Below are 21,732 nucleotides of genomic sequence, written 5' to 3'. Positions count from 1 at the left end.
ATGCAGGTCCTGGCCTTCGACCTCAGCGGCGAGTCTGCGCTGTTCAAAAAGCCCTACTCGGCGATGAGCCCGGTGAGCTATCCGCTGCCGCCGCCCCCGGCGGTGCTCGGGTTGCTCGGTGCCGTGCTCGGCCTCGGCAAGGAGGACTACCACGCCGCGCTCGGCTGGGAACGGGTGCAGGTGGCGGTGGGGTTGCGCGCGCCGCTGCGGGTGATGCGCGCGGCGCTCAACCTGCTGCAGACTAAGGACGGTACCGACGCCTTCTTCCGTCCGCGCGCCGGGGCCAATACCCATACCCAGGTCAACTGCGAGTTCCTCCGCGACCCCTGTTTCCGCATCCATGTCGGCGGGCTCGATGCAGACCAGGCGGCGCGGTTGGCCGAGTCGCTGCGCGACGGGTATAGCGTCTACACCCCCTGTCTGGGGCTCGCCGCCTGTCTGGCCGAGACTCGCTGGGTCGCTGCCGGGGAGGCGCGGGCGTTACCGGCGGGGACGTACCGGGTGGCGAGCGCGGTGCCCATCGGTGATGGGCTCAAGGTGCACTATGACGACGACCGGCTCTATCGTCGGGTGCGGATACCGACGCTGATGGACCCTGAGCGGGTGGTGCACCGCTATCGCGAGGTGGTGGTGGCCGATGACGGTGGACCGATCCGGGTCCAGGCCACGGAGGGAATGCTGCATGTCCGCGACACCGAGACCATCGCCTTTCTCTGAGACCCTGGCCCACCCGGGCGACCCGCTGCCCGCGCATCTGCAGCGGGTCGCCGAGCGCGCGGCGGCGAGTATCGCCCCCGGCGCGCGCCCCGAGATCCGTGCGCTCGCCTATCACGCCGGTCTGTTCCATGACATCGGCAAAGCGACCCCCTGGTTCCAGGACTATCTGCTCGGCCGGGGGCGCCGCTCGGTGCTCAGTCATCATGCCGAGCTGGGCGCCTTGCTCGCCTGGCACTACAGCGGCGCGCTCGATTGGCCGTTGTGGCAGCGGCTGGCGCTGTTCATCGCGGTGCGGCGCCATCATGGCGCGCTCGCCTTCGATCACTGGTCACAGCTCCTGGCGCGGACCCGTGCCGCGTTCGCCGAGCCCGATTGCGCGTTGCGCACCCAGCTCGGCGCGCTCGATCTGGCGGGCATCCATGGCTGGCTGCTGGAGCGGCTCCAGCTCACCGCGCCGCTGTCGATCCCCGACCCCGAGACGATCGAGTCGGGGCTGCGCGGGCGGGCGGTGGCCGGTTCGCGACTGCGCCGTGCCCTCACCACGCTCGACGAGGCGTTGTCACTGCTCGCCGGGTTCGGCGCGCTACTGGCGCTGGACAAGACCGATACCGCCTTGGCTGGCGCGCGGCGTCAGCGTCAGGTGCTGCCGGTCGATGCGGTGAGCCGCTACAAGGCGCGCCACTTCGAGGTCGCGCCCGCGCCCGACTCGCTCGATGCCCGTCGCGCGCAGATCGCCGAGACCGTCACCGCCACCTGGGCGGCGCACCCCGAGGCGCCACTGCTGACCCTGACCGCGCCGACCGGGGCGGGCAAGACCCTGAGCCTGCTCGATGCCGCGCTGCGGTTGCGGGCGTTGATCGAGCGACGCGACGCGGTGGCGCCCCGCATCATCTATTGTCTGCCGTTCACCTCGGTGATCGATCAGAACCATGCGGTGCTGCGTGGCGTGCTCGCCGAGTCCGGGCTGGACGCGCGCGAGGACCTGCTGCTCAAGCACCATCACCTCAGCGAGTCGCGCTATCGCGACGCCGAGAACGAATACGAGGCCGATGGCGCCGGCGCCCTGCTGGTCGAGACCTGGCAGAGCGAGCTGGTGGTGACGACCTTCCATCAACTGCTCCACACCCTGCTCAGTCCGCGCAACGCCAACCTCAAGCGCGCCGGTCAGCTGACCGGTGCGCTGATCCTGCTCGACGAGGTGCAGGCGTTGCCGCTGCGTTACTGGGCGGCGCTACGGCAGTTGTTCATGACCGCCGCGCGTGTCTATGGCGCGCGCTTCGTGCTGCTCACCGCGACCCGGCCGCTGATCTTCCGTCCGGGTGACGCGGTCGAGCTGTTGCCCGACCACGAGGCCCACTTCCGCGCGCTCGCCCGCACCCGGCTCCATGCCCATCACCGCGAGCCGCTCACCCTCGATGCCTTCGGTGAGCGGCTGGTAGCTGCGCTGGCCGATGATCGGCGCGCCACCTTGGTGGTGCTCAATCGTCGCCGGGCGGTGCGGGCGCTGTTCGTGCAGCTGCGCGAGCGCCTCCCGGGACGGCCGCTGGTGGCGCTCTCGACCGATCTCACCCCGTTCGACCGACGCGCGCGGATTCGTCTGATCCAACGCCTGCGCGCGCGTGGCGAGCCCGTGGTGGTGGTCGCCACCCAGCTCGTCGAGGCCGGGGTGGACCTCAGCTTCCCGGTGGTGCATCGCGATCTGGCGCCGCTCGACTCGATCATCCAGGCCGCCGGTCGCTGTAACCGTCACGCCGAGGCCGATGGCACCGGCGAGGTCCATCTGTGGCAGCTGTGCGCCACGCGTGCCGATGCCACCCCCGGCGAGCCGTTGTGGCGGCGTGTCTACGACGCGGCGCTGATCGATGTCACCCAGGGCTGTCTGGGCACGCGCGCCTACTGGGACGAGGCCGAGTTCCTCAGCCTCAGCCAGGATTATTTCAGCGGTTGCTGGGCACGTCAGGACCAGACGCGGGTCGACGAGCTGCTCGCGCGCGGTGACCTGCTCGGGGTCGAGCAAGGTTTTCGGCTGATCGAGTCGGCGCCGGCACTGGTGGCGTTGTTCGTGGTGCGTCGCCCCGCCGATGCCCGGCTGTGGGCGCGCTATCGCGCCCTGCGCGACGATCCGACGCTCGCACCGGCTGAACAGGTACGCGCCTTTCGCGCCTTCAAACGCGCCTTCCACGAGCGGGTGATCCAGGTCCATGTCCGCGATGGCGAGGGGATCGACCGCGACGAGATCAACCGTATCGAGGCCGGTCCCGCGACCTATGATCGCGCCGCCGGCTTCGTCGCACTACCCATCGAGGAGTCATCATGCATCTTCTAGCCGAGATCCCCCAGGCTCGGATCGGTCTGCGCTGGGATCGCGAACTCAGCGGCGAGGCCGAGCCGCGTATCCGCCAGCTACGCGGTGCGTTGGGTAACACCTTTCGCGAGGACGCGCTCTTCCACCAGCACGCCCCGGCCACCGGTCGGCTGCTCTTTCGCTACCCTCGGGTGCAGTATCGCTGGCACGCGGGGCAGGGACTGGTGGTGGGCTGGGCCGAGGCGGTGCAACGGTTACTCGATCTGCCCTGGCTCGATCTGAGGCTGCGCCTCGGCGACGAGCCGGTACAGGTGACCGATGCCACGGTACGCGCCGGGACCGGGACCTTCGGCGTGGCGCAGCGGCTGCTGCGCTATCGGTTCGACACCCCGGTGCTGTTGTTCAACCAGGAGAACTATCGGCGCTATCGCCAGCTCGATGCGCCGGCCCAGCGCCGTGAGTGCGAGCGGTTGCTGACCGCGAGCCTGCTGATGATGCTGCGCGGTCTGGGGGTCACCTTCCCGGAGCGGCTCTATGTGACCTTCATCGCCCACCGCCGGCGCACCTGTCACTACAAGGGTGAGCGGTTGCTCGGGTTGGTCGGTGAGTTCGCCACCAACGCCGTGCTGCCCGACGGCGTGGCCTGTGGGCACGCCGTCAGCCATGGCTATGGCTGTCTCGTCGCCAGCGAGTGACGTCTTGGGGCGGTGTGCCCCGTCACTGCTTGGCTGAGCGTTGTTCGGGCCTGTGCCCGGGAGTCGATCGATGGAGTTGATCCTCACCACCTTCGGGACCTATCTGCACCGCCGGGGCGAGCTGTTCGTGGTGCGCATCAAGGAACAGCAGCAGGAGGTCGCCGCACGCAAGGTACGCTCGATCCTCATCACCACCGGGGCGAGCCTGTCGACCGATGCCATTCAGCTGGCAATCGAGAAGAACATCGATATCGTCTTCCTCGACCGCGTCGGTGATCCCTACGCGCGGGTCTGGCATGGGCGTCCCGGCTCGACCACCGCGATCCGCCGTGCCCAGCTACGGCTGGCCGATACCGAGGCGGGCCTGCGCCTGGCGCTCGGCTGGGTCGTGCGCAAGCTCGACAACCAGATCCGCTTTCTCGGCGAGGCGCGCTCGCGGCGCAGCCGGTTGAGCGCCGAGCTGACCCGGCGCATCGAGGCGCTGCGCGTTCATCGCGACGCGCTCGATGCGCTCGACGGGCTGCTCGACGCGCAGCGCGAGACCGTCATGGGGATCGAGGGACGGGCGGGGCGGACTTACTGGGAGGCGGTGAATCTGCTGCTGCCCGAGTCGCAGCGCTTCGACGCGCGTTCGCGCAACCCCGCGCGCGATCCCTTCAACTGCCTGCTCAACTACAGCTACGGGGTGCTCTACGGTACCGTCGAGCGTGCCTGCATCCTCGCCGGGCTCGACCCCTACGTCGGTTTCGTTCACACCGACCACTACCGCAAGAAGTCGCTGGTCTTCGACCTGATCGAGTGCTATCGCATCTGGGCCGACGAGACCGTGGTCGGGCTGTTCGCCGCGCGCAAGGTCAAGCCCGAGCTGTTCGACCCGCTGCACAACGGGCTGATCCTCAACAAGCAGGGCAAGGCGGTGCTGATGGAGCGCTTCGGAGCCCATCTCGATGAGCAGATCCGTTATCGCAACCGTCGTATCAAGCGACGCGACAGCGTACAGCTCGACTGCCATCGACTCGCCAACGACTGGATCGGGAGGGGGCCTGATGAAGACGACTGAGACCCTGGTGTGGATCATCTACGACATCGTCGCCGACAAGCCGCGCGGGCGCATCGCCAAGCTGTGCAAGGAGGCCGGTCTCTACCGAGTACAGAAATCGGTGTTCCTCGGCACCATCGAGCGTAACCGGCTCGACGAGCTGCGGCTGCAGGTCGAGGAGCAGATCGATTCCGAGGCGGATTCGGTCTACATCTTCCCGCTGTGCGAGAGCGATTTCAGAAAGGTGGTGGTGCTCGGTCAGGCCTTCGACAAGCGCCTGGTGACCGACCAGGTGCGGGCGCTGTTCCTGTGAGCGAGTGGTCCGACGACACCGAGACGACGCCGATGGTGACGCCGTCGGAGGTGCTCGAACACGTCTATTGCCCACGCTTCACCTGGTTCATGAACGTGCAGCACATCGCCCAGCACGAAGACCAGCGCTACAAGGTGTTGCGTGGGCGCGAGGTACATCGGCGCCGCTCGGTCGAGAATCGCGATTATCTGCGTCGGCGCATCGGCGCCACCCGACGCGAAACCGAGGTCTATCTGGCATCGCCGAGGTTGCGGCTGCGCGGTATCGTCGACGAGGTGCTGTGGCTCGCCGACGGCACCATGGCGCCACTGGACTACAAATACACCCCGCGCCGCGAACAGGTGTTCAAGACCCATGAAACACAGATCCTGCTGTATGCGATGCTGATCACCGAGACGTATGGGTTGCCGGTCGAGCGCGGGTTCGTCGCCTATATTCGCGACGGCAGCCATCTGATCGAAGTGCCCGTGAGCACAGTGAGGATCACGCAGACCCGGCATCTGATTGACGAGATCTTTGATATCATCGAGACAGGCAGACTACCGGCGCGCACCCGCTCGCCCCTGCGTTGTGAAGACTGCTGTTACAAAAATATCTGCGCTTGATCGCGCGTGTATTGCAAGTCTTTGAATGTTTTGATTTTTTGTGAGTTTTTTCGATGCGGGGAGCACTTTTTTCAGGTGTTTTTCAGCCGATTCCCACTCTGAAACGCACTTTTAGAGCACTTGTTTTTCAGAGTTATGTAACTGAATTTTATGTTTTTTTGGAGAATTTGCGGCCGCAATGCTCAATCCACTACAACAAGGATTGAAACCCGCTCCATTCGCGTGTCCCAGTTGCGCGAGATCCGGGCCGCAATGCTCAATCCACTACAACAAGGATTGAAACAATCAATAACTTACGGAAGAATGGTCAAAATCGGGGCCGCAATGCTCAATCCACTACAACAAGGATTGAAACTGGGTTGGTGGGTTGTGACCCATCGTCCATGATGGGGCCGCAATGCTCAATCCACTACAACAAGGATTGAAACATGAGCAGCACAGAAGAGAATTATTTCCCGGCGCGCGCCGCAATGCTCAATCCACTACAACAAGGATTGAAACCCCACAGCAAAGAGGCGCTCCGGGTGACCACCGGGGAGCCGCAATGCTCAATCCACTACAACAAGGATTGAAACCTGACGGTGCGCGGCCGGGCCGAGAACCGCACGCAGGCCGCAATGCTCAATCCACTACAACAAGGATTGGGTAGTGCCCTGACCGATAGGGTTTTGAATCTCTCGATGTGTTTGGCTTCCCACAATGAATCACACGCACATCTTGGCGTTGTAGTGATGAATGAAGTTCCAGAGTGCACCAAGATGGTTTTCCTGGTTCTTCGAGAACGCGAGCGACTTTCTCACCAAGCGGGAGATACGCTGCCGGAGTGTACCGTTAAACCGTTCGATATGGTTGGTTTCCCCTTGTGACTTCGCACTGGGATAATGTCGGTGTGCCGGGATGATCCGCGCATAGGCGCTCCAAAAATCTGTGTAGACGGGAGCGGAAGTCTGATATTGCGCTGGGATGGAATCCCACAGAGCCTGTGCGGAGCGCTCCGTACGATCGCCAACATGGACCCCGACGATACGCCGGGTCAGGCGATCCATAGCGAGCCAGATCCATTGTTTGTTCAGGCGTTTTCCGACAAAGGACCACAGTTCGTCGCACTCCAGGATTACTCCGTAGGATGTGGTGTTTTTTTTTAGCGCGACCTGACGAGGAACCTTCTTGTACTTCTCGTTCACGTAGTTCTGCAGCCAAGCCTCGGAGACCTTCACCGCACGGGCAATTCCGGCCAGGGAGATTTTTTCCAGCAGCAACCGATCGATCAGTTCGCGGGTTTCCTGAGAAACCTGCCCCTTGGCAGGATGGATAACGAACTGGCGACCGCAATCTTGACACTTGTATAACTGCTTTTTCAGCCGGTTGAATCCATTTTTGGTCACATGGTTGGAGTGACACTGCGGACATGTCAGATACATTTTCTTCAACCTTAAAGAAATGGATTCTGATCTTATCGAAACCTATCGGTCAGGGCACTACCCAAGGATTGAAACAGCACCTCAAGAAGAAACGAGAGAACAGAGCCTAGCGCCGCAATGCTCAATCCACTACAACAAGGATTGAAACCGCCAACGCATCAACGAGGCCGCGCGCGCGGTGATGGCCGCAATGCTCAATCCACTACAACAAGGATTGAAACCTCTGGACCAGCGCCGAGCGGCTCCAACTCAAGGCGCCGCAATGCTCAATCCACTACAACAAGGATTGAAACCTTCGTTGCCGCACGCGCCCTGGCTTGTTCCTCGAGGCCGCAATGCTCAATCCACTACAACAAGGATTGAAACCTTTCAGCAGGTGCCTACCGAAAGCGGTGAGGAATGCCGCAATGCTCAATCCACTACAACAAGGATTGAAACAGCATGTTTGGAACACCGGTGAACAGGCTCATGTAGGCCGCAATGCTCAATCCACTACAACAAGGATTGAAACTAGGGGTCTGGCGCTGGGGTGAGCACCCTATCTATAGCCGCAATGCTCAATCCACTACAACAAGGATTGAAACCCGACAATCTCAGCCTCCTTGTACTCGACCATGGCATGCCGCAATGCTCAATCCGCTACAACAAGGATTGAAACCTGTAATACTCTGGGTCGGCGCTGTCAACCCGGAAGAGCCGCAATGCTCAATCCACTACAACAAGGATTGAAACATCTTCATCTTCATTGCTCACGTCTCCATGATCGGGGGCCGCAATGCTCAATCCACTACAACAAGGATTGAAACTTGCGAAAGATGTTGCCGAAATCTTGGGTTATTCCAAGCCGCAATGCTCAATCCACTACAACAAGGATTGAAACACGATCAGCCCAGCGCCCGCGATCTCAGGGATGCGCGCCGCAATGCTCAATCCACTACAACAAGGATTGAAACATTAGCTTGTTAAGCGTGGCGATTCTCGGATAGCCGCCGCAATGCTCAATCCACTACAACAAGGATTGAAACTCCATCTCGGCGGGGTTGTATTTCCCCGAACGCTGCGCCGCAATGCTCAATCCACTACAACAAGGATTGGGTAGTGCCCTGACTGATAGGATTTTGAATCGCTCGATGTTTTTGAGCTTTCCCGCAATGAATCACACGCACATCGTAGCGTTGTAGTGATGAATGAAGTTCCAGAGTGCACCCAGATGGTTTTCCTGGTTCTTCGAGAACGCAAGCGACTTTCTCACCAAGCGGGAGATACGCTGCCGGAGTGTACCGTTGAACCGTTCGATGTGGTTGGTTTCCCCTTGTGACTTCGCACTGGGATAATGTCGGTGTGCCGGGATGATCCGCGCATAGGCGCTCCAGAAATCTGTGTAGACGGGAGCGGAAGTCTGATATTGCGCTGGGATGGAATCCCACAGCGCCTGTGCGGAGCGCTCCGTACGATCGCCAACATGGACCCCGACGATACGCCGGGTCAGGCGATCCATGGCGAGCCAGATCCATTGTTTGTTCAGGCGTTTTCCGACAAAGGACCACAGTTCGTCGCACTCCAGGATTACTCCGTAGGGTGTGGTGTTTTTTTTAGCGCGACCTGACGAGGAACCTTCTTGTACTTCTCGTTCACGTAGTTCTGCAGCCAAGCCTCGGAGACCTTCACCGCACGGGCAATTCCGGCCAGGGAGATTTTTTCCAGCAGCAACCGATCGACCAGTTCGCGGGTTTCCTGAGAAACCGGCCCCTTGGCAGGATGGAGAACGAACTGGCGACCACAATCTTGACACTTGTACAACTGCTTTTTCAGCCGGTTGAATCCATTTTTGGTCACATGGTTGGAGTGACACTGCGGACATGTCAGATACATCTTCTTCATCCTTAAAGCAAGAGATTCTGATCTTATCGAAAACTATTGGTCAGGGCACTACCAAGGATTGAAACACGATCAGCCCAGCGCCCGCGATCTCAGGGATTCGCGCCGCAATGCTCAATCCACTACAACAAGGATTGAAACACGCCGTCGTCAGCGCATCTGGGGCGATCAAGGGACGCCGCAATGCTCAATCCACTACAACAAGGATTGAAACGCGATCCGCGTAATAGTCAGTCGAGACGAGGCGCAAGCCGCAATGCTCAATCCACTACAACAAGGATTGAAACAGGGGGACGAGGCGATCGGCACCCCACTGATGCTGGCGCCGCAATGCTCAATCCACTACAACAAGGATTGAAACAGCGCAAAAGCGACCGCGACGCCTTCGTCTTGGGGGGGCCGCAATGCTCAATCCACTACAACAAGGATTGAAACTAGAGATGACCGAGAATGCGGTTCTTCTCGATGTCAGCCGCAATGCTCAATCCACTACAACAAGGATTGAAACAGCATTATTTCGACTGTTTTGGGATCGTGGAGTGCGGCCGCAATGCTCAATCCACTACAACAAGGATTGAAACGTGGACGGGCTAGGGCGAAATCGCGGGCAATGGGTCGCCGCAATGCTCAATCCACTACAACAAGGATTGAAACACCGCCCCAGATCCGGCGCTGGCACAGGGCAATCCCGCCGCAATGCTCAATCCACTACAACAAGGATTGAAACTGGCCGGACTGGCAGGACGAGCCGCGGCCAGCCGTGCCGCAATGCTCAATCCACTACAACAAGGATTGAAACCGGATCTGGCCGAGGACTGGCGACCGGCGCAGCGTGGCCGCAATGCTCAATCCACTACAACAAGGATTGAAACCGCCGGATCTCGCGATGCTCGACCGGGCCACGCACCGCCGCAATGCTCAATCCACTACAACAAGGATTGAAACCTTTCCGTCATGGCCTCGGCGAGCTGCGCCGCGTCAGGCCGCAATGCTCAATCCACTACAACAAGGATTGAAACCGCAGTACCTTCAACCACTCCCGGATTTTCGCCCGGGCCGCAATGCTCAATCCACTACAACAAGGATTGAAACGGATCTTGACCCACTTGTCCGCCAGCTCACCCCAGCGCCGCAATGCTCAACCCACTACAACAAGGATTGAAACGAGCAGTCCGAGGCCGCGCACAACACCCGCCTGTATGCCGCAATGCTCAATTCACTACAACAAGGATTAAAACGCCCGAGCGTCGAGCAGCTGATGGCGGATCGCTACGGCTGCAATGCTCAATAAATCACAATGAGCATTAAGACGCATGCAATACGCTTGGCCGCCGCAAGGCTCGAAATCGAACGTGCGAGATGCTTGCTTGATGAAAACCGGCGTGCCCATTGAGGGCGCGCCGGTTTCCTTTTGCAGTGATTGGTTGAGTGTTCAGAACCGATCGCAATCACCGGGCATCATCGGGTAGCCGCCGGGCATCGGGCCCGGGCCGTGGTGGCGCATCGGCGCGTGGTGGCCGCGGCGCTGCATCGGGGTGTCGAGGGCGGCGCGCTGCTCCTCGGTGAGGATCTCGGCGACCGCCTCGCGCAGCTCGGTGCGGGTGAGGTCGAGCTGCTGGTGCTGGCGCTGGAACAGCTCGGTGAGCGTCTGGGTCTGCTCGGCGGTGAGGCCGACGCGCTCGTCGAGTCGGTCGACGCGGCGTTCGATGCGTCGCTCGCTGAGCCGGTCGCGCTCGGCGCGCTGCGCGTCGGTGAGCAGCTCGTTGATGCGCTTGCGGGTCTCGAGCTGCTGTTGCTCGCGGGCCTGACGGGCCTCGTCGAGGATGACGCGGACCTGGTCGCGCTGGGCGGCGTCGAGGTCGAGGCGGTCGGCCATGCGCGCCATGGGCATGGGTAACTCGTCGCCCGGGCCGTAGCCGTAGCCGGGGCCGAAGGGCATGGCGAGTGCGATCGGGGCGGCGACGACGAGGCCGACGGCGAGTGCGATGCCACGGATGCGGGGGGTGTCGAGTCGGGTGTTCATGATCTTCTGCGCTCCTGCTGGTTGGAATGGGCGCGCCGCTCGGCGGCGGTGGAGCCCGTTTGCTCCGACACCTTCAGGTTAGGTGTGGCGGGTGCAGGCTCGGTGCAGGGATTGCGGAAAGATTGTGGAGACCGGACTCAGAAGCGGGTACGGATGTATTTCAGCGCACGGCTGATCGACAGCTCGATGTTGGAGGGGCCGCTGCGGATGATGAACAGCTCGCGCTTCTTGTCGTCGTGGAGGAACACCGGCGCATCGGCGCGCTCGCACTCGACCGCACCGAGACGCACGCCGTCGAGCTCGAGGAGGAAGAAGCGCACGTAGCGGGCGTATTCGGGGCCGAGGTGTTGGTTGAGCAGGTTCTTGAAGTGCAGCTGGCACTTGTCGTCGTTCTCGAACTTGTCGGCGTCCATGCCGAGCAGGGTGCCGTCGTCGGCCACGCCCATCAGCAGGATGCCGCCCTCGGTGTTGAGGAAGGCGGTCACGCCCTTGAGCCAGGCCAGCTCGATCTCCTTGCCCGGGGTCTTGGTGTGGAGGTTCATCCGCATGGTGGACTTGAACTCCAGGTGCGCGCCCTCGCCGCTGCGGATGAGTTCGCGCAGGTCCTGCTGCGGATGGCGCCGATCGATGGTGAGCCTGGGCAGGTCGCGTAGCTGGCGGCTGTACTTGCGCACTACCACCGAGGCCATGGTGAGGCTGGCGGCGAGGATGGCGAACGCGGTGAGCGCGACGATGTGCCAGCGGCTCTGGAGGATGGTGAGGGTGGCCGAGACCGGCAGCGCGACGGCGACCCAGGCGCCCTCGGGGTGGTCGGTCAGCGGGCGGAAACCGCCCCACCAGTCGCGTCCGCCGCTGCGAAAGCGCACCAGCCCGTCGGCGGGACGGTCGGCGTCCTTCCAGGCGGCCACGGCATCGAAGGCCAGCGGGCCGCCGAGGCGCTCGTGCGCGGAGAAGAAGCTGGCGGCGCGATCGCTGGCGTGACTGCCGCTGACCTCGGGCGAGGGGACGAAGACGCCGCCGTCGCCGTTGAACAGGAAGCCGTAGCCCCCCGGTGGCAGATCGAGCCCCTCGATGGTGCCGACGATGCGCTCGAGGGTGACGTCGAGCGCGCTCACTCGCAGCTCGCCCGCCTGTTCGCGGGCGATCGCGACCGTGGTGCCGGGGACGCCGAGCGAGGCGAAGATGTAGGGCGCGCTCCATACCTGGGTGTCGGGGTGGGCGGTGGCGTTGCGATACCAGGGGCGGTCGCGGGGATCGTAATCGCTGCCCTGTTCACGGGTCTCGAGCGCCTTGAGCTGAGCGTCCCAGCGGGTGATGCGCAGCCGCTGCGGATCCTCGGGGTCGCGCACCCGGGTCAGCCAGCCCTCGCGGGTGCGCCCGAGGAAGTATTCGGCGCCGTCGGCGCCGGCCTCGATGGCGCCGGCGACCTGGGGCATGTGGGCGAGAATGGGGGTGAGACGCTCGTTGAGCGCTTGTTCGTCGAGCGGGCCGAGCCCGGCGCTCTCCATGCCGTCGCGCACGATCAGCAGCTGTTGCTGCACCGGGAGGAGCAGGCCGCGCACCTCGTCGCGCACCAGCGCCGAGGCCGACTCGATGCGGTTGCCGGCGAGGTCGTGCTTGATGTCGTCGATCAGCAGTACGTTGATCAGCACCAGCAGGCCGACGGTGCCGGCGACCAGCAGGATGAGATCGCGCAGCAGACGGTTGCGGATCGGCCCGGAGGAGAGGTGCAGCAGCGAGAGCGGGTTCATGGCGCCGGATTATAGCCCAGCGCCCGCGGCTGACCCCAGTGATGGATCAGAGATCGGCGCTGCGCACCTTGTGGCTGATCAGCGGCGCGGGCTTGCCGATGTAGTAACCCTGGGCGAAATCGATTCCCAGGGAGGCGATCTTGCGATAGATCGCCTCGTCGCTGACGAACTCGGCGATGGTCTTGATGCCGAGGCGTCGGGCGAAGTCGACGATGGTCTCGACGATGACCTCGGCATGAGGGTCGGTGAGGATGTTCTTGATCAGCGAGCCGTCGATCTTGAGGAAGTCGATATCGAGGTGGATCAGGGTCTCGAAGTTGGAGTAGCCGCTGCCGAAGTCGTCGATCGCCACCCGTGCGCCGAGGCGCTTGACCTGATCGATGAACGCCTTGATCCGCTCCGGGCTGGAGAAGCCCTCCTGCTCGGTGATCTCGAAGATCAGCCGGTCCATGACGCCGTGCTGGCGCTGCAGTGTTTCGAGGGTGTCGAGGATATCGCTCTCCTCGATGTCCTCGATCGCGAGGTTGATGCTCAGGGCCAGTTCGGTGGCGCTGAAGCAGGCGACCGACTTGCGCAGCATGCTCGCCGACAGCTCCTTGTAGTTGCCCGAGCGCTTGGAGACGGCGAGGAACTCGGCGGGGGTGTAGAGGGTGCCCTCGGCGTCGCTGATGCGCATCAGTGCCTCGTACTTGCAGATCCGACCGGTACGGACGTCCTGGATCGGCTGGAAGTGAGGCGTGATCCAGTCCTGGGTGATCGCCTTGCGGATGATCCGGGTGGTCTTCAGGTTCTGCTGGTACTCCTTGAGGATCGGCAGGTCCTCCTGGAAGGTGGCGATCTTGGTGTGCTTGAGCTTGGCGTACTTGAGTGCGGTGGTGGCAGCGACGATCGGGCTGGGGTGGCGACTGCTGGCGATGCCGGCGCTGATCGAGGCGGTGATGGTCTCGCCCTTGACGGTCTGCTCCTTGTTACCGAAGCGCTCGACGAAGGCCAGGATGTGCATCTCGAACGCTTCCAGCGCATCGCCTCGGCTGTCGAAGATGGCGAACTCGTCGCCGTTGAGGCGGTAGATGGCGTAGGGCTGGTGGGCGAAGAATTGGCGCAGCAGGGTGGCGGTCGAGCGCAGGAAGTCGTCGCCGGCGTTCATGCCGAGGAAGTTGTTGACCTCCTTGAAGCGGTCGATGTCGAGGATCGCGAGGTTGAAACTGGCGGCGTGCTCGATGTCGTAGATCAGGCGCTGGCGCGAGAGCAGGCGGGTGAGGCTGTCGTAGTTGGCGCGCTGGTTGAGTTGGGAGATCAGCTCGGCGATGTTGTCGTAGAAATAGCGGCTGAGCTTGCCGAGTTCGTCGTTGCTGTGGGGGCGATTCCTGAGCTGCAGCGCGACCGGGTCCTGGCTGTGCATGCGCTGCATGTCGTCCATCAGGGTGTAGATGGGGTTGATGATGTTGCGATTGATCTGGCGCGCGGTCAGGCGAACCAGGATCAGGGTGACGAGCAGATAGATCAGGGTCTGGACGATGATGCTCTCACGGGTGGCGCTGGCGATGTCCTCGTGCAGATGCTCGCGGGTCTCGTGCAGCTGGCGTCGTTTCTCCCCGATGAGTTGCTGGATCGGCGCCAGGGTGTATTCGACCTCGAGCCGACCGATCGACTCGTCGTTGTAGACGATCTCCAGGGTGCGCGGCATGCAGCCGCTCACCCCCTGGCGGCGCGCGCTGGCGATCGCCTCGTGGGTGAGGTTGTCGATCACCGCGATCGAGCACACCGCCTGGTGCTGGACGAGCTTGTCGGTCTTGTCCTGGAGCGAGAGCAGGTTGAGATTGTAGAGTTCGTGGGCGACGGTGAGGGCCATCATCTGCAGGTAGTGCTCGATGTCCTCCTCGAACTTGTCGACCATGGCCGTGTGTTCCTGCTCGATATAGTCCTGCAGGGTGCTGAGGCTGCTGCGCTCGATCGCCGATTCGAGCCGGAACGAGTTGTAGAGCTGGAGGAAGAAGAGGACGCACATCAGCAGCAGCGTGATCACCGAGATCACGAATATCAATTTGAATTTGATGGAATTCTTATGGATCATGCTGCTCAACTTCTCAGTCTGCGAAGCCTCGGGCATGGGTTGCCGCTGCGCATGTCAATGGGGTTGGATGCACTCCTTGCGCGCTCCCCGTCCCTGTAGGGAGCAACGCATGACCGCGCCTGGCGCGTGCGCCCTCGTCCAGTCATCAGCGCTGGTGAACCTGTGATGACATGCCTCGATGGTTGAGTTTGCGACATGGGGCATGTGATGATGCGCGCAAACGTCTGTGTCACCATTGGCCCTGGCCGGCTTCGAGCTGTCGCTGCTGTCCCGCATGGGGATTCCAAGTGCTCAATCGCTGCGTGGTGGATCGCCGTGGGCATGCAAGGATCCTGTCTTAAGTCATGTCGCCGTGGCTATTGTCAAGCGGCACCCGCCTGTTTCTGCCGATCCGGCCCTTCGCGACGATGCGCTTATACAGAATAGTCCGGATATGGACGGCAGCTATCTGCAACCGGATCCCGCGGCTCGGGCGACCGAATGCCGTCTCTGCCCGACCTCTTTCACCGTTTCGTCTCATTGGCCGGATCGCTTGGCGGTGCCTTTGCTGATCGGCGATGTCAGGGGCGATGGCCAGGTTGCGGTCTCTATGACGCCCCGCCGCTCCCGACCCGATGATAGCGATTCGCCAACTGCCACCGAGGGATTTGATCAAGATGACAAGCGGTCTGAAGACGAAACTGAATCTGGCACTCATCCTCGTGGTCTCGGTGGTGCTGGTCAGCTATGGCGTCTGGGACGTGATGCGGGTCGAGGCTACCGAGACGGCGCGTCAGCAGCATGACATCACCGCCGCCTTCGAGCGGCTGGAGACCGGTCTGCCCAAACCGCTGTGGGATTTCGCGATGGCCACGGTCGATGACATCCTGCGTGGCGAGATGGGGCATCCCGCGATCGTCGCCGTGGCCGTCGAGGGGGTGGATGGCGAGTTCGTCGCCGGCTTTTCCGCTCGGCCCGAGGTCGCCTCGATTGAGCGCATGCCACAGCCCGAGGGCGTGGATGTGGTCTCGCGCGAGCTGGTCTATACCGGTAACGGGCTGGAGAATCCGTTGGGCAGGGTGTCGCTCTTCGTCTCGCCCGAGCCGCTGCGCCAGGCCGTGCACGAGGCGCTGGTGCGCAACGTGTTGATCGTGCTCGTGCTCAACCTGGTGCTGGTGGTCTCGGTGAGCTTCGCCCTGACCCGATTGGTGCTGAAGCCGCTGGCCGGGATCTTGACGCGGGTGCGCGATATCGCCGAGGGCGAGGGCGACCTCAGCAAGCAGGTCGAGAGCGACCGCGCCGATGAACTCGGAGAGCTGGCACAGGCGCTCAACCGTTTCATCGGCTCGATCCGCGAGATCGTCATCGAGGTCGAGACGGTGATCGGCGGGTTGAGCGGCACTGCGCAGCGCACCAGTGACACCGCAGGCGATCTCAGCCGTCAGCTCGCCCAGCAGCAGGAAGACCTTTATATGCTCACCACCGCGCTCAACGAGTTCAGCGCGACCGCCGACGAGGTGGCGCGCAACGCCGCGCTGGTGGCCGAGGCTGGAGAAGAGGCTGGTACGCGTGCCGGCTCCGGTCTCGATCAGGTGCGCGCGGCCAATCTCTCCAACGGTGAGCTGGCAGAGAGCGTCGATCAGGCCGCCGATGTGATCGGTGAACTGCGCCAGAGCACCGAGGCGATCACCGGCATCCTCGATGTGATCTGCGGCATCGCCGATCAGACCAACCTGCTCGCGCTCAACGCCGCGATTGAGGCGGCGCGCGCCGGTGAGGCGGGGCGCGGCTTCGCGGTGGTGGCTGACGAGGTGCGGGTGTTGTCGCAGCGTACCCAGGAGTCGACGACGCAGATCCAGGAGACCATCGCCGGTCTGCAGCGGCGCACCGAACAAGCGGTGAGCGCGATGGAAACGGGGCGGGCGAAGTCGCGCCATAGTGTCGACCAGGCCTCCGCCGCTGGTCAGGCGTTCGAGGAGATCGATGCCGCGATCAAGCGAATCATCGAGATGATGAGCAGCGTGGCTACCGCCGCCGAGCAGCAGAGCGCCACGGTCGCCGAGATCGAGCGCAACGTTGGCAATATTCAGCAGGTCCACGAGCGCACCGTCGCCGCCTCGCAGACCACGAGCGACTCGGGCGAGGGGTTGGCGGCCAGCGTGACGCGATTGCGCGCGCTGTTTGGTAAGTTCCGGCTCTGAGCGACCCTGGACGGCCACGGGAGGCTCGTCCATTTCATCAGGAGGCGCCCGTCGGTGCCCGGATCGGTGTCGGCCAGGCAGGGCGGACGCTGCTCCGCTCCCAATGGATTTGGGTGCGCGCGAGGTTTCGCGCCACCGTCACGCCTTCCGGTGTGACGTCTCACAAGGGATCCGAGTTGATCTCAGCCAGGGGCGGGCCATCGTGGCGCCCGCTCGCGGACCGGGTGCAATTCCGTGCGTGACTCGGGGGGTGCGCTCTCCCGAAATGGCCCGCTCAATCGCGTGGCCAGGTGCGGTGTTGCGCCCATGTCTCAACAGCCAGAGAAATACATGCAGAAACAAGACAACGACACCATCAAGCATGCCGCCCTCGCCGCCGTTCTGGGGGCCACGCTCGCCGGTCCGGCGCACGCGGACTGGTCGGCGACCTTCACCGGCGTCTCCGATTATCTGTTCAACGGCGTCACCCAGACCGGCCACAAGCCGGCGCTCCAGGCCAGTCTCGACTGGGCCGGGGAGAGCGGCATCTACGGCGGCGCCTGGGCCTCGAACGTCGACTTCGACGACGACACCCATGTCGAGTTCGATACCTATCTCGGCTATGCCACCGAGTTCGACACCGGGATCAGTCTCGACACCGGGGTGGCCGTCTACACCTATCACGGCGCCACCCACAGCAGCGACGGCAACTACCCCGAGGCCTACGTCAAGCTCGGCTACGCCGGCTTCAACCTCAATGTCTGGTACACCTACGATTATTTCGGCCTCGACGTCGGCCACGTGGTGGTGATGCTGCGCAAGGACCTCCAGATCAACGACGACTGGTCGGTCTCGGCCTGGGTCGACCGTTCGACCAGCCTCGATAGCGATCGCTTCGCCTGGGACGAGGGCGAGGACAGCTATCTCCACTGGCAGGTGATGGCCAACCGCTCGTGGCAGGATTTCGACTTCTCGCTCGGGGTCAGTGGCACCGATTTGAGCTATGCGGCGGGCGACACCCGTGTGCTGTTCAGCGTCTCACGGAGCTTCGCCCTGTAGCCATCTCTAAGGAGGACTCATGAACGGCAAGGTGTTGGCAGCCCTGTTGGGCATGCTGGTTGCGGCCCCGGCCGCCGCCGAAACGGTACGGATGACCTCGCTCGAATGGCCACCCTATTCGGGTGCCGAGCTGCCGCAACAGGGGGCGGTGATCGCGGTGGCGCGGGCGGCCTTTGCTGCCATGGGCGATGAACTGATCGTCGAGTTCTACCCCTGGTCGCGGGCGGTGAAGCTGGTGACGACCCCGGGCACGGGGTTCGTCGCCTACCTGCCCGAGTATGCCTACGAGAGCGAGGAGTTCACCTTCTCCGAGCCACTCGGGTACGGGCCACTGGGGTTGGTGGAGCGCAGCGCCGAGCCGGTCGTTTGGGAAACGATCGAGGATCTCGAGCGTTATCGCATCGGCGTGGTGCAGGGCTATGTCAATACCGCGGCGTTCGATGCCGCCGTCGCCGAGGAGCGCATCCAGGTCGAGACGGTGGTCTCGGATGCGCAGAACGCACGCAAGGTGGCCGCCGAGCGCCTCGATGCCGCGGTGATCGACAGCCATGTGCTCGATTATCTGCTGGCGCGCGATCCGTTGCTCGAACCGGTTGAGCCCGGGGCGGTGCGGATGAACGCCCGGCTGCTCGAGTCCAAGGCACTGCTTGCGGCCTTTCGTAACGGGCCCGAGGGCGATCGCTGGCGTCAGACCCTCAACGAGGGGCTGAAACGGATCGATGCCGAGGCCATGCTGCGTGAGTACCTGATGCGCGACTGGTCGCGCTGAGCGCGCCGCCTGAGCCGTTGGCCGGGGATCATCCCCGGCCCGATGCGCGCCCCGTCGGACCCGGTCCGGCGGGGCGCGTCTCGTTCAGCCGGCCTTGGGCGCGACCCCGGCGCGCGTCAGCAGCAGCTCGGTGAGCAGCGCCACCGGGCGACCGGTGCCGCCCTTCTCCTTGCCGCCGAGCCAGGCGGTGCCGGCGATGTCGATGTGCGCCCAGCGGTAGTCCTTGGTGAAGCGCGAGAGGAAGCAGGCGGCGGTGATGGCACCGCCCTCGCGACCCCCGACGTTGGCCATGTCGGCGAAGTTGCTGTCGAGCTGGGGCTGGTAGTCGTCCCACAGCGGCATCCGCCAGGCGCGGTCGCCGGCGCGTTCGCCGGCGCCGAGGATCTCCTCGGCCAGCGCGTCATCGGCGGTGAACAGTCCCGATGCGTGGGCGCCGAGTGCGATCACGCAGGCGCCGGTGAGGGTGGCCAGGTCGATCACCAGCTCGGGGTCGAAGCGCTTGCTGTAGGTGAGCGCATCGCAGAGGATCAGCCGGCCCTCGGCGTCGGTGTTGAGGATCTCGATGGTCTGGCCCGACATGCTGGTGACGATGTCGCCGGGTTTGTTGGCGGCACCGTCGGGCAGGTTCTCCGAGGCCGGCACCATGCCGATGAGGTTGATCGGCAGGCCCAGCGCGCAGGCCGCCTGCAGCGCGCCGAACACGCTCGCCCCGCCGCACATGTCGTACTTCATCTCGTCCATCTGCGCTGCGGGCTTGAGCGAGATGCCCCCGGCGTCGAAGGTCAGCCCCTTGCCGACCAGCACCACCGGCTTGGCGTCCTCGGCGCCGCCGCGGTAGTGCATCACGATCAGCTTCGCCGGCTGGCGGCTGCCGCGCGAGACCGAGAGCAGGGCGCCCATGCCGAGCTCGGCCATCGCCGCCTCGTCGAGGATCTCGGTGGTGAGCTTGGGATGATCGGCGGCCAGCGTCTCGGCCTGCTCGGCGAGATAGCTCGGGGTGCAGATGTTGCCCGGCAGGTTGCCGAGTTCGCGCGCCAGCGCGACGCCATCGCCGATCGCCCGACCATGGGCGATCGCCTGCTCGGCCTCGGCCTGCTGCGCCTTCTTCTCGACCCACAGCGCGAGGCGCTTGAGCGTGACCTTGGGCAGCTTGTCGGTGTCCTTGGTGCGGCTGTAGCGATAGTCGCGCGCGGCGGCGGCGACCACGATGTCGCGCAGCGCCAGATAGCGATCGGCCTCGCGCGGCAGTGGCTCGGCGAGGGTGCACAGCGCCTCGCCGGCGTTGAGCTGGGCGAGGGCGTCGACCGCCGCGGTGACGGCCTTGCGCTGGGCGGCGCGGTCGAACTCCTTGCGCTTGCCGCAACCGACCAGCAACACCCGCTCGGCGGCCACCCCGGGCAGGCCGTAGAGCAGCAGGGTGCGACCGCTCTCGCCGCTCATGTCGCCCTTCTTCAGCAGCGCGGTGAGCTGGCCGTCGCAGGCCTTGTCGACGGCCTCGGCGGGGGCGCCGAGCCTGTGCTTCTCGAACACGCCGAGGACGAGACAGGGGGTCTTCTGCTTGGCGAGGTCGCCGGTCTTGATCTTGAATTCCATGCTGGACTCCTGCAATGGCGGCACGGATCGGCAGCCCGGTCGGGTGCCGCAGCCGGGGCCGCGAGAGGTGTGTACTCGACGTGCATCATCCGGCGTCGTCGGGGCGATCGGGTGAGGGTCGGCCCGCGCGCGGATGTTAGGATGTGGGCATCGAGTCTACCGGAAGAAATGCGCGTGCTGAAACTCGGCCTCCTGGCCCCCTGTTCGTCTCGCATCGCCCGTCGGGGGCGGGGCTGAGCGATGCGGATCATCGATCGCTACCTCGGTGGCGCCGTCGTCGTCGGCACCCTGGTGACGCTCGGGGTGTTGCTGCCCCTGCTCGGGTTCTTCGTCCTTGCCGACGAGATGGAAGCCGCCGGAGTCGACGGCTTCGGCTTCGGCGGGGCCATGACCTTCATGTTGTTGAGCCTGCCGGGCTATGCCTATCAGCTCTTTCCCATCGCCACCCTGATCGGTGCCCTGGTCGGCCTGGGCACGTTGGCGAGCCGCTCGGAGCTGGTGGCGCTGCGCGCCGCCGGGGTGTCGGTGGCGCAGATCGTGCGCGCGGCGATGCTCGGCGGGGTGCTGCTGGCGCTGCTGGCGGTGGTGCTCGGCGAGGTGCTCGCACCGCTGGCCGAGCAGCGCGGCGCCGAGCTCAGGCGCGAGGCGCTCTCCGGTGAGGTGGCGCAGCAGACCGCCGACGGCTTCTGGGCGGTCGACGACGGCGCCTATGTCAATATCCGCGAGATCCGCTCCGGCACCAGCCTGAGCGATATCTCGATCTTCCAGGTCGATGCCGCCGCCGGCACCCTGGTGTCGACCCATGCCGACGGGGCGCGCTATGTCGACGACGGCTGGGTGCTGCAGGGCATCGCGCGCAGTCGGGTGCGGCCCGACGGGGTGGAGGTCGAGCGCATCGCCCAGGCGCGCTGGGACTCGATGCTCGACCCGGGACTGCTCAAGGTGGTGGTGGCCGAGCCCCAGGCACTGCCGGTGTGGGGGCTCTACAAATACATCCGCTTCATGCGCGTCAATGGTCAGGACGCCGGCGCCTACGAGGTCGCCTTCTGGGGCAAGGTGCTGCACCCGGTGCTGACGCTGTCGATGATCTTCGTGGCGATCCCGATCCTGCTCGGCTCGGCGCGCAGCTCGGGGATGGGGCGGCGGATCTTCGCCGGGGTGTTGATCGGCATCCTGTACTATCTGATCAGCCGGACGCTGGCCTATCTGGCGCTGCTCTTCGGCTTGAGCCCGCTGCTTGCGGCACTGGCCCCGCCGTTGCTGTTCAGCGCCGGGGCGATGGTGCTGCTGCGCCGGGTCGGCTGAACGCACCGGGCGCCGCGCGGCGCCCG

16 protein-coding genes, 1 pseudogene and 3 CRISPR repeat arrays are annotated in these 21,732 nt (G+C 64.0%); of the genes and pseudogenes, 10 read left to right on the top strand and 7 right to left on the bottom strand.

Translation table 11 applies throughout. The features are described 5' to 3' along the window. The 6 genes from cas5b to cas4 all read left to right on the top strand — a co-directional run bounded on the left by cas5b (nt 1) and on the right by cas4 (nt 5,674). Nucleotides 1–717: a type I-B CRISPR-associated protein Cas5b gene (cas5b, locus tag ACAM26_RS15110; RefSeq protein WP_369614013.1), complete on the top strand. Its 717-nt coding sequence runs from the start codon at nt 1–3 to the stop codon at nt 715–717. Next, complete coding sequence (gene cas3 / locus ACAM26_RS15105) at nt 683–3,043, top strand: CRISPR-associated helicase Cas3' (protein ID WP_369614012.1); 2,361 nt, start codon at nt 683–685, stop codon at nt 3,041–3,043. The genes cas5b and cas3 overlap by 35 nt, the downstream gene beginning before the upstream one ends. Then, a complete protein-coding gene (locus tag ACAM26_RS15100) occupies nt 3,031–3,717 on the top strand; it encodes a CRISPR-associated endonuclease Cas6 (RefSeq protein WP_369614011.1) in 687 nt (228 codons plus the stop codon). Before cas3 ends, ACAM26_RS15100 begins: the two co-directional genes overlap by 13 nt. Nucleotides 3,718–3,787: 70 nt before the next feature. Then, a complete protein-coding gene (cas1, locus tag ACAM26_RS15095; protein WP_132228858.1) occupies nt 3,788–4,777 on the top strand; it encodes a CRISPR-associated endonuclease Cas1 in 990 nt (329 codons plus the stop codon). Further along, nucleotides 4,764–5,069: a CRISPR-associated endonuclease Cas2 gene (gene cas2 / locus ACAM26_RS15090; RefSeq protein ID WP_123139616.1), complete on the top strand. Its 306-nt coding sequence runs from the start codon at nt 4,764–4,766 to the stop codon at nt 5,067–5,069. The genes cas1 and cas2 overlap by 14 nt, the downstream gene beginning before the upstream one ends. Beyond that, on the top strand, nt 5,066–5,674 hold the full coding sequence (gene cas4, locus ACAM26_RS15085) for a CRISPR-associated protein Cas4 (protein ID WP_132228860.1): 609 nt from the start codon (nt 5,066–5,068) through the stop codon (nt 5,672–5,674). Before cas2 ends, cas4 begins: the two co-directional genes overlap by 4 nt. Before the next feature lie 172 nt (nt 5,675–5,846). Beyond that, nucleotides 5,847–6,322: a CRISPR direct-repeat array (repeat unit 37 nt; unit sequence GCCGCAATGCTCAATCCACTACAACAAGGATTGAAAC). 56 nt (nt 6,323–6,378) lie between these two features. On the opposite strand, the gene ACAM26_RS15080 is transcribed toward cas4, so the two are convergent. The 6 genes and pseudogenes from ACAM26_RS15080 to ACAM26_RS15055 form a co-directional block, all read right to left on the bottom strand. Further along, complete coding sequence (locus ACAM26_RS15080) at nt 6,379–7,089, bottom strand: IS1 family transposase (RefSeq protein ID WP_369612975.1); 711 nt, start codon at nt 7,087–7,089, stop codon at nt 6,379–6,381. 117 nt (nt 7,090–7,206) lie between these two features. After that, nucleotides 7,207–8,277: a CRISPR direct-repeat array (repeat unit 37 nt; unit sequence GCCGCAATGCTCAATCCACTACAACAAGGATTGAAAC). Nucleotides 8,278–8,341: 64 nt separating this feature from the next. Continuing rightward, nucleotides 8,342–8,746 (bottom strand): annotated as a pseudogene (locus tag ACAM26_RS15075) (IS1 family transposase); the annotation flags it as partial. Further along, nucleotides 8,662–8,967 (bottom strand): hypothetical protein, encoded by a 306-nt coding sequence (locus ACAM26_RS15070; RefSeq protein WP_369614010.1) that lies wholly within the window; start codon nt 8,965–8,967, stop codon nt 8,662–8,664. The pseudogene ACAM26_RS15075 and the gene ACAM26_RS15070, both read right to left, overlap by 85 nt. 110 nt (nt 8,968–9,077) lie before the next feature. After that, nucleotides 9,078–10,284: a CRISPR direct-repeat array (repeat unit 37 nt; unit sequence GCCGCAATGCTCAATCCACTACAACAAGGATTGAAAC). Nucleotides 10,285–10,405: 121 nt separating this feature from the next. Beyond that, nucleotides 10,406–10,996, bottom strand: a complete 591-nt coding sequence (locus tag ACAM26_RS15065; RefSeq protein ID WP_369614009.1) for a Spy/CpxP family protein refolding chaperone — start codon at nt 10,994–10,996, stop codon at nt 10,406–10,408. 137 nt (nt 10,997–11,133) lie between these two features. Next, nucleotides 11,134–12,747, bottom strand: coding sequence for an RNA-binding domain-containing protein (locus ACAM26_RS15060; protein WP_123142756.1), 1,614 nt, complete (start codon nt 12,745–12,747; stop codon nt 11,134–11,136). Between the two features lie 46 nt (nt 12,748–12,793). Then, on the bottom strand, nt 12,794–14,773 hold the full coding sequence (locus ACAM26_RS15055; protein ID WP_369614008.1) for an EAL domain-containing protein: 1,980 nt from the start codon (nt 14,771–14,773) through the stop codon (nt 12,794–12,796). A 704-nt stretch (nt 14,774–15,477) separates the two neighbouring features. Between ACAM26_RS15055 and ACAM26_RS15050 the strand changes: the two genes are divergently transcribed. The 3 genes from ACAM26_RS15050 to ACAM26_RS15040 all read left to right on the top strand — a co-directional run bounded on the left by ACAM26_RS15050 (nt 15,478) and on the right by ACAM26_RS15040 (nt 18,808). Further along, nucleotides 15,478–17,001, top strand: coding sequence for a methyl-accepting chemotaxis protein (locus tag ACAM26_RS15050; RefSeq protein ID WP_190288061.1), 1,524 nt, complete (start codon nt 15,478–15,480; stop codon nt 16,999–17,001). 330 nt (nt 17,002–17,331) lie between these two features. Then, a complete protein-coding gene (locus ACAM26_RS15045) occupies nt 17,332–18,039 on the top strand; it encodes a TorF family putative porin (RefSeq protein ID WP_123139625.1) in 708 nt (235 codons plus the stop codon). 19 nt (nt 18,040–18,058) lie between these two features. Beyond that, nucleotides 18,059–18,808, top strand: coding sequence for an ABC transporter substrate-binding protein (locus tag ACAM26_RS15040; protein ID WP_123139626.1), 750 nt, complete (start codon nt 18,059–18,061; stop codon nt 18,806–18,808). An 84-nt stretch (nt 18,809–18,892) separates the two neighbouring features. Here ACAM26_RS15040 and ACAM26_RS15035 read toward each other — a convergent pair whose 3' ends face one another. Then, the gene (locus ACAM26_RS15035) at nt 18,893–20,401 is read right to left on the bottom strand and encodes a leucyl aminopeptidase (RefSeq protein WP_369614007.1); all 1,509 of its coding nucleotides are present in this window, start codon (nt 20,399–20,401) and stop codon (nt 18,893–18,895) included. A gap of 240 nt (nt 20,402–20,641) precedes the next feature. On the opposite strand from ACAM26_RS15035, the gene lptG reads away from it, so the two are divergent. After that, nucleotides 20,642–21,706, top strand: a complete 1,065-nt coding sequence (lptG, locus tag ACAM26_RS15030) for an LPS export ABC transporter permease LptG (protein WP_132228872.1) — start codon at nt 20,642–20,644, stop codon at nt 21,704–21,706. Nucleotides 21,707–21,732: the final 26 nt, after the last annotated feature.

Source organism: Marichromatium sp. PS1, from assembly GCF_041155115.1.
GTDB lineage: Bacteria > Pseudomonadota > Gammaproteobacteria > Chromatiales > Chromatiaceae > Marichromatium > Marichromatium gracile.
Note: the sequence above shows the minus strand (reverse complement) of the source record. Positions and strands in the feature narration are given on the sequence as shown.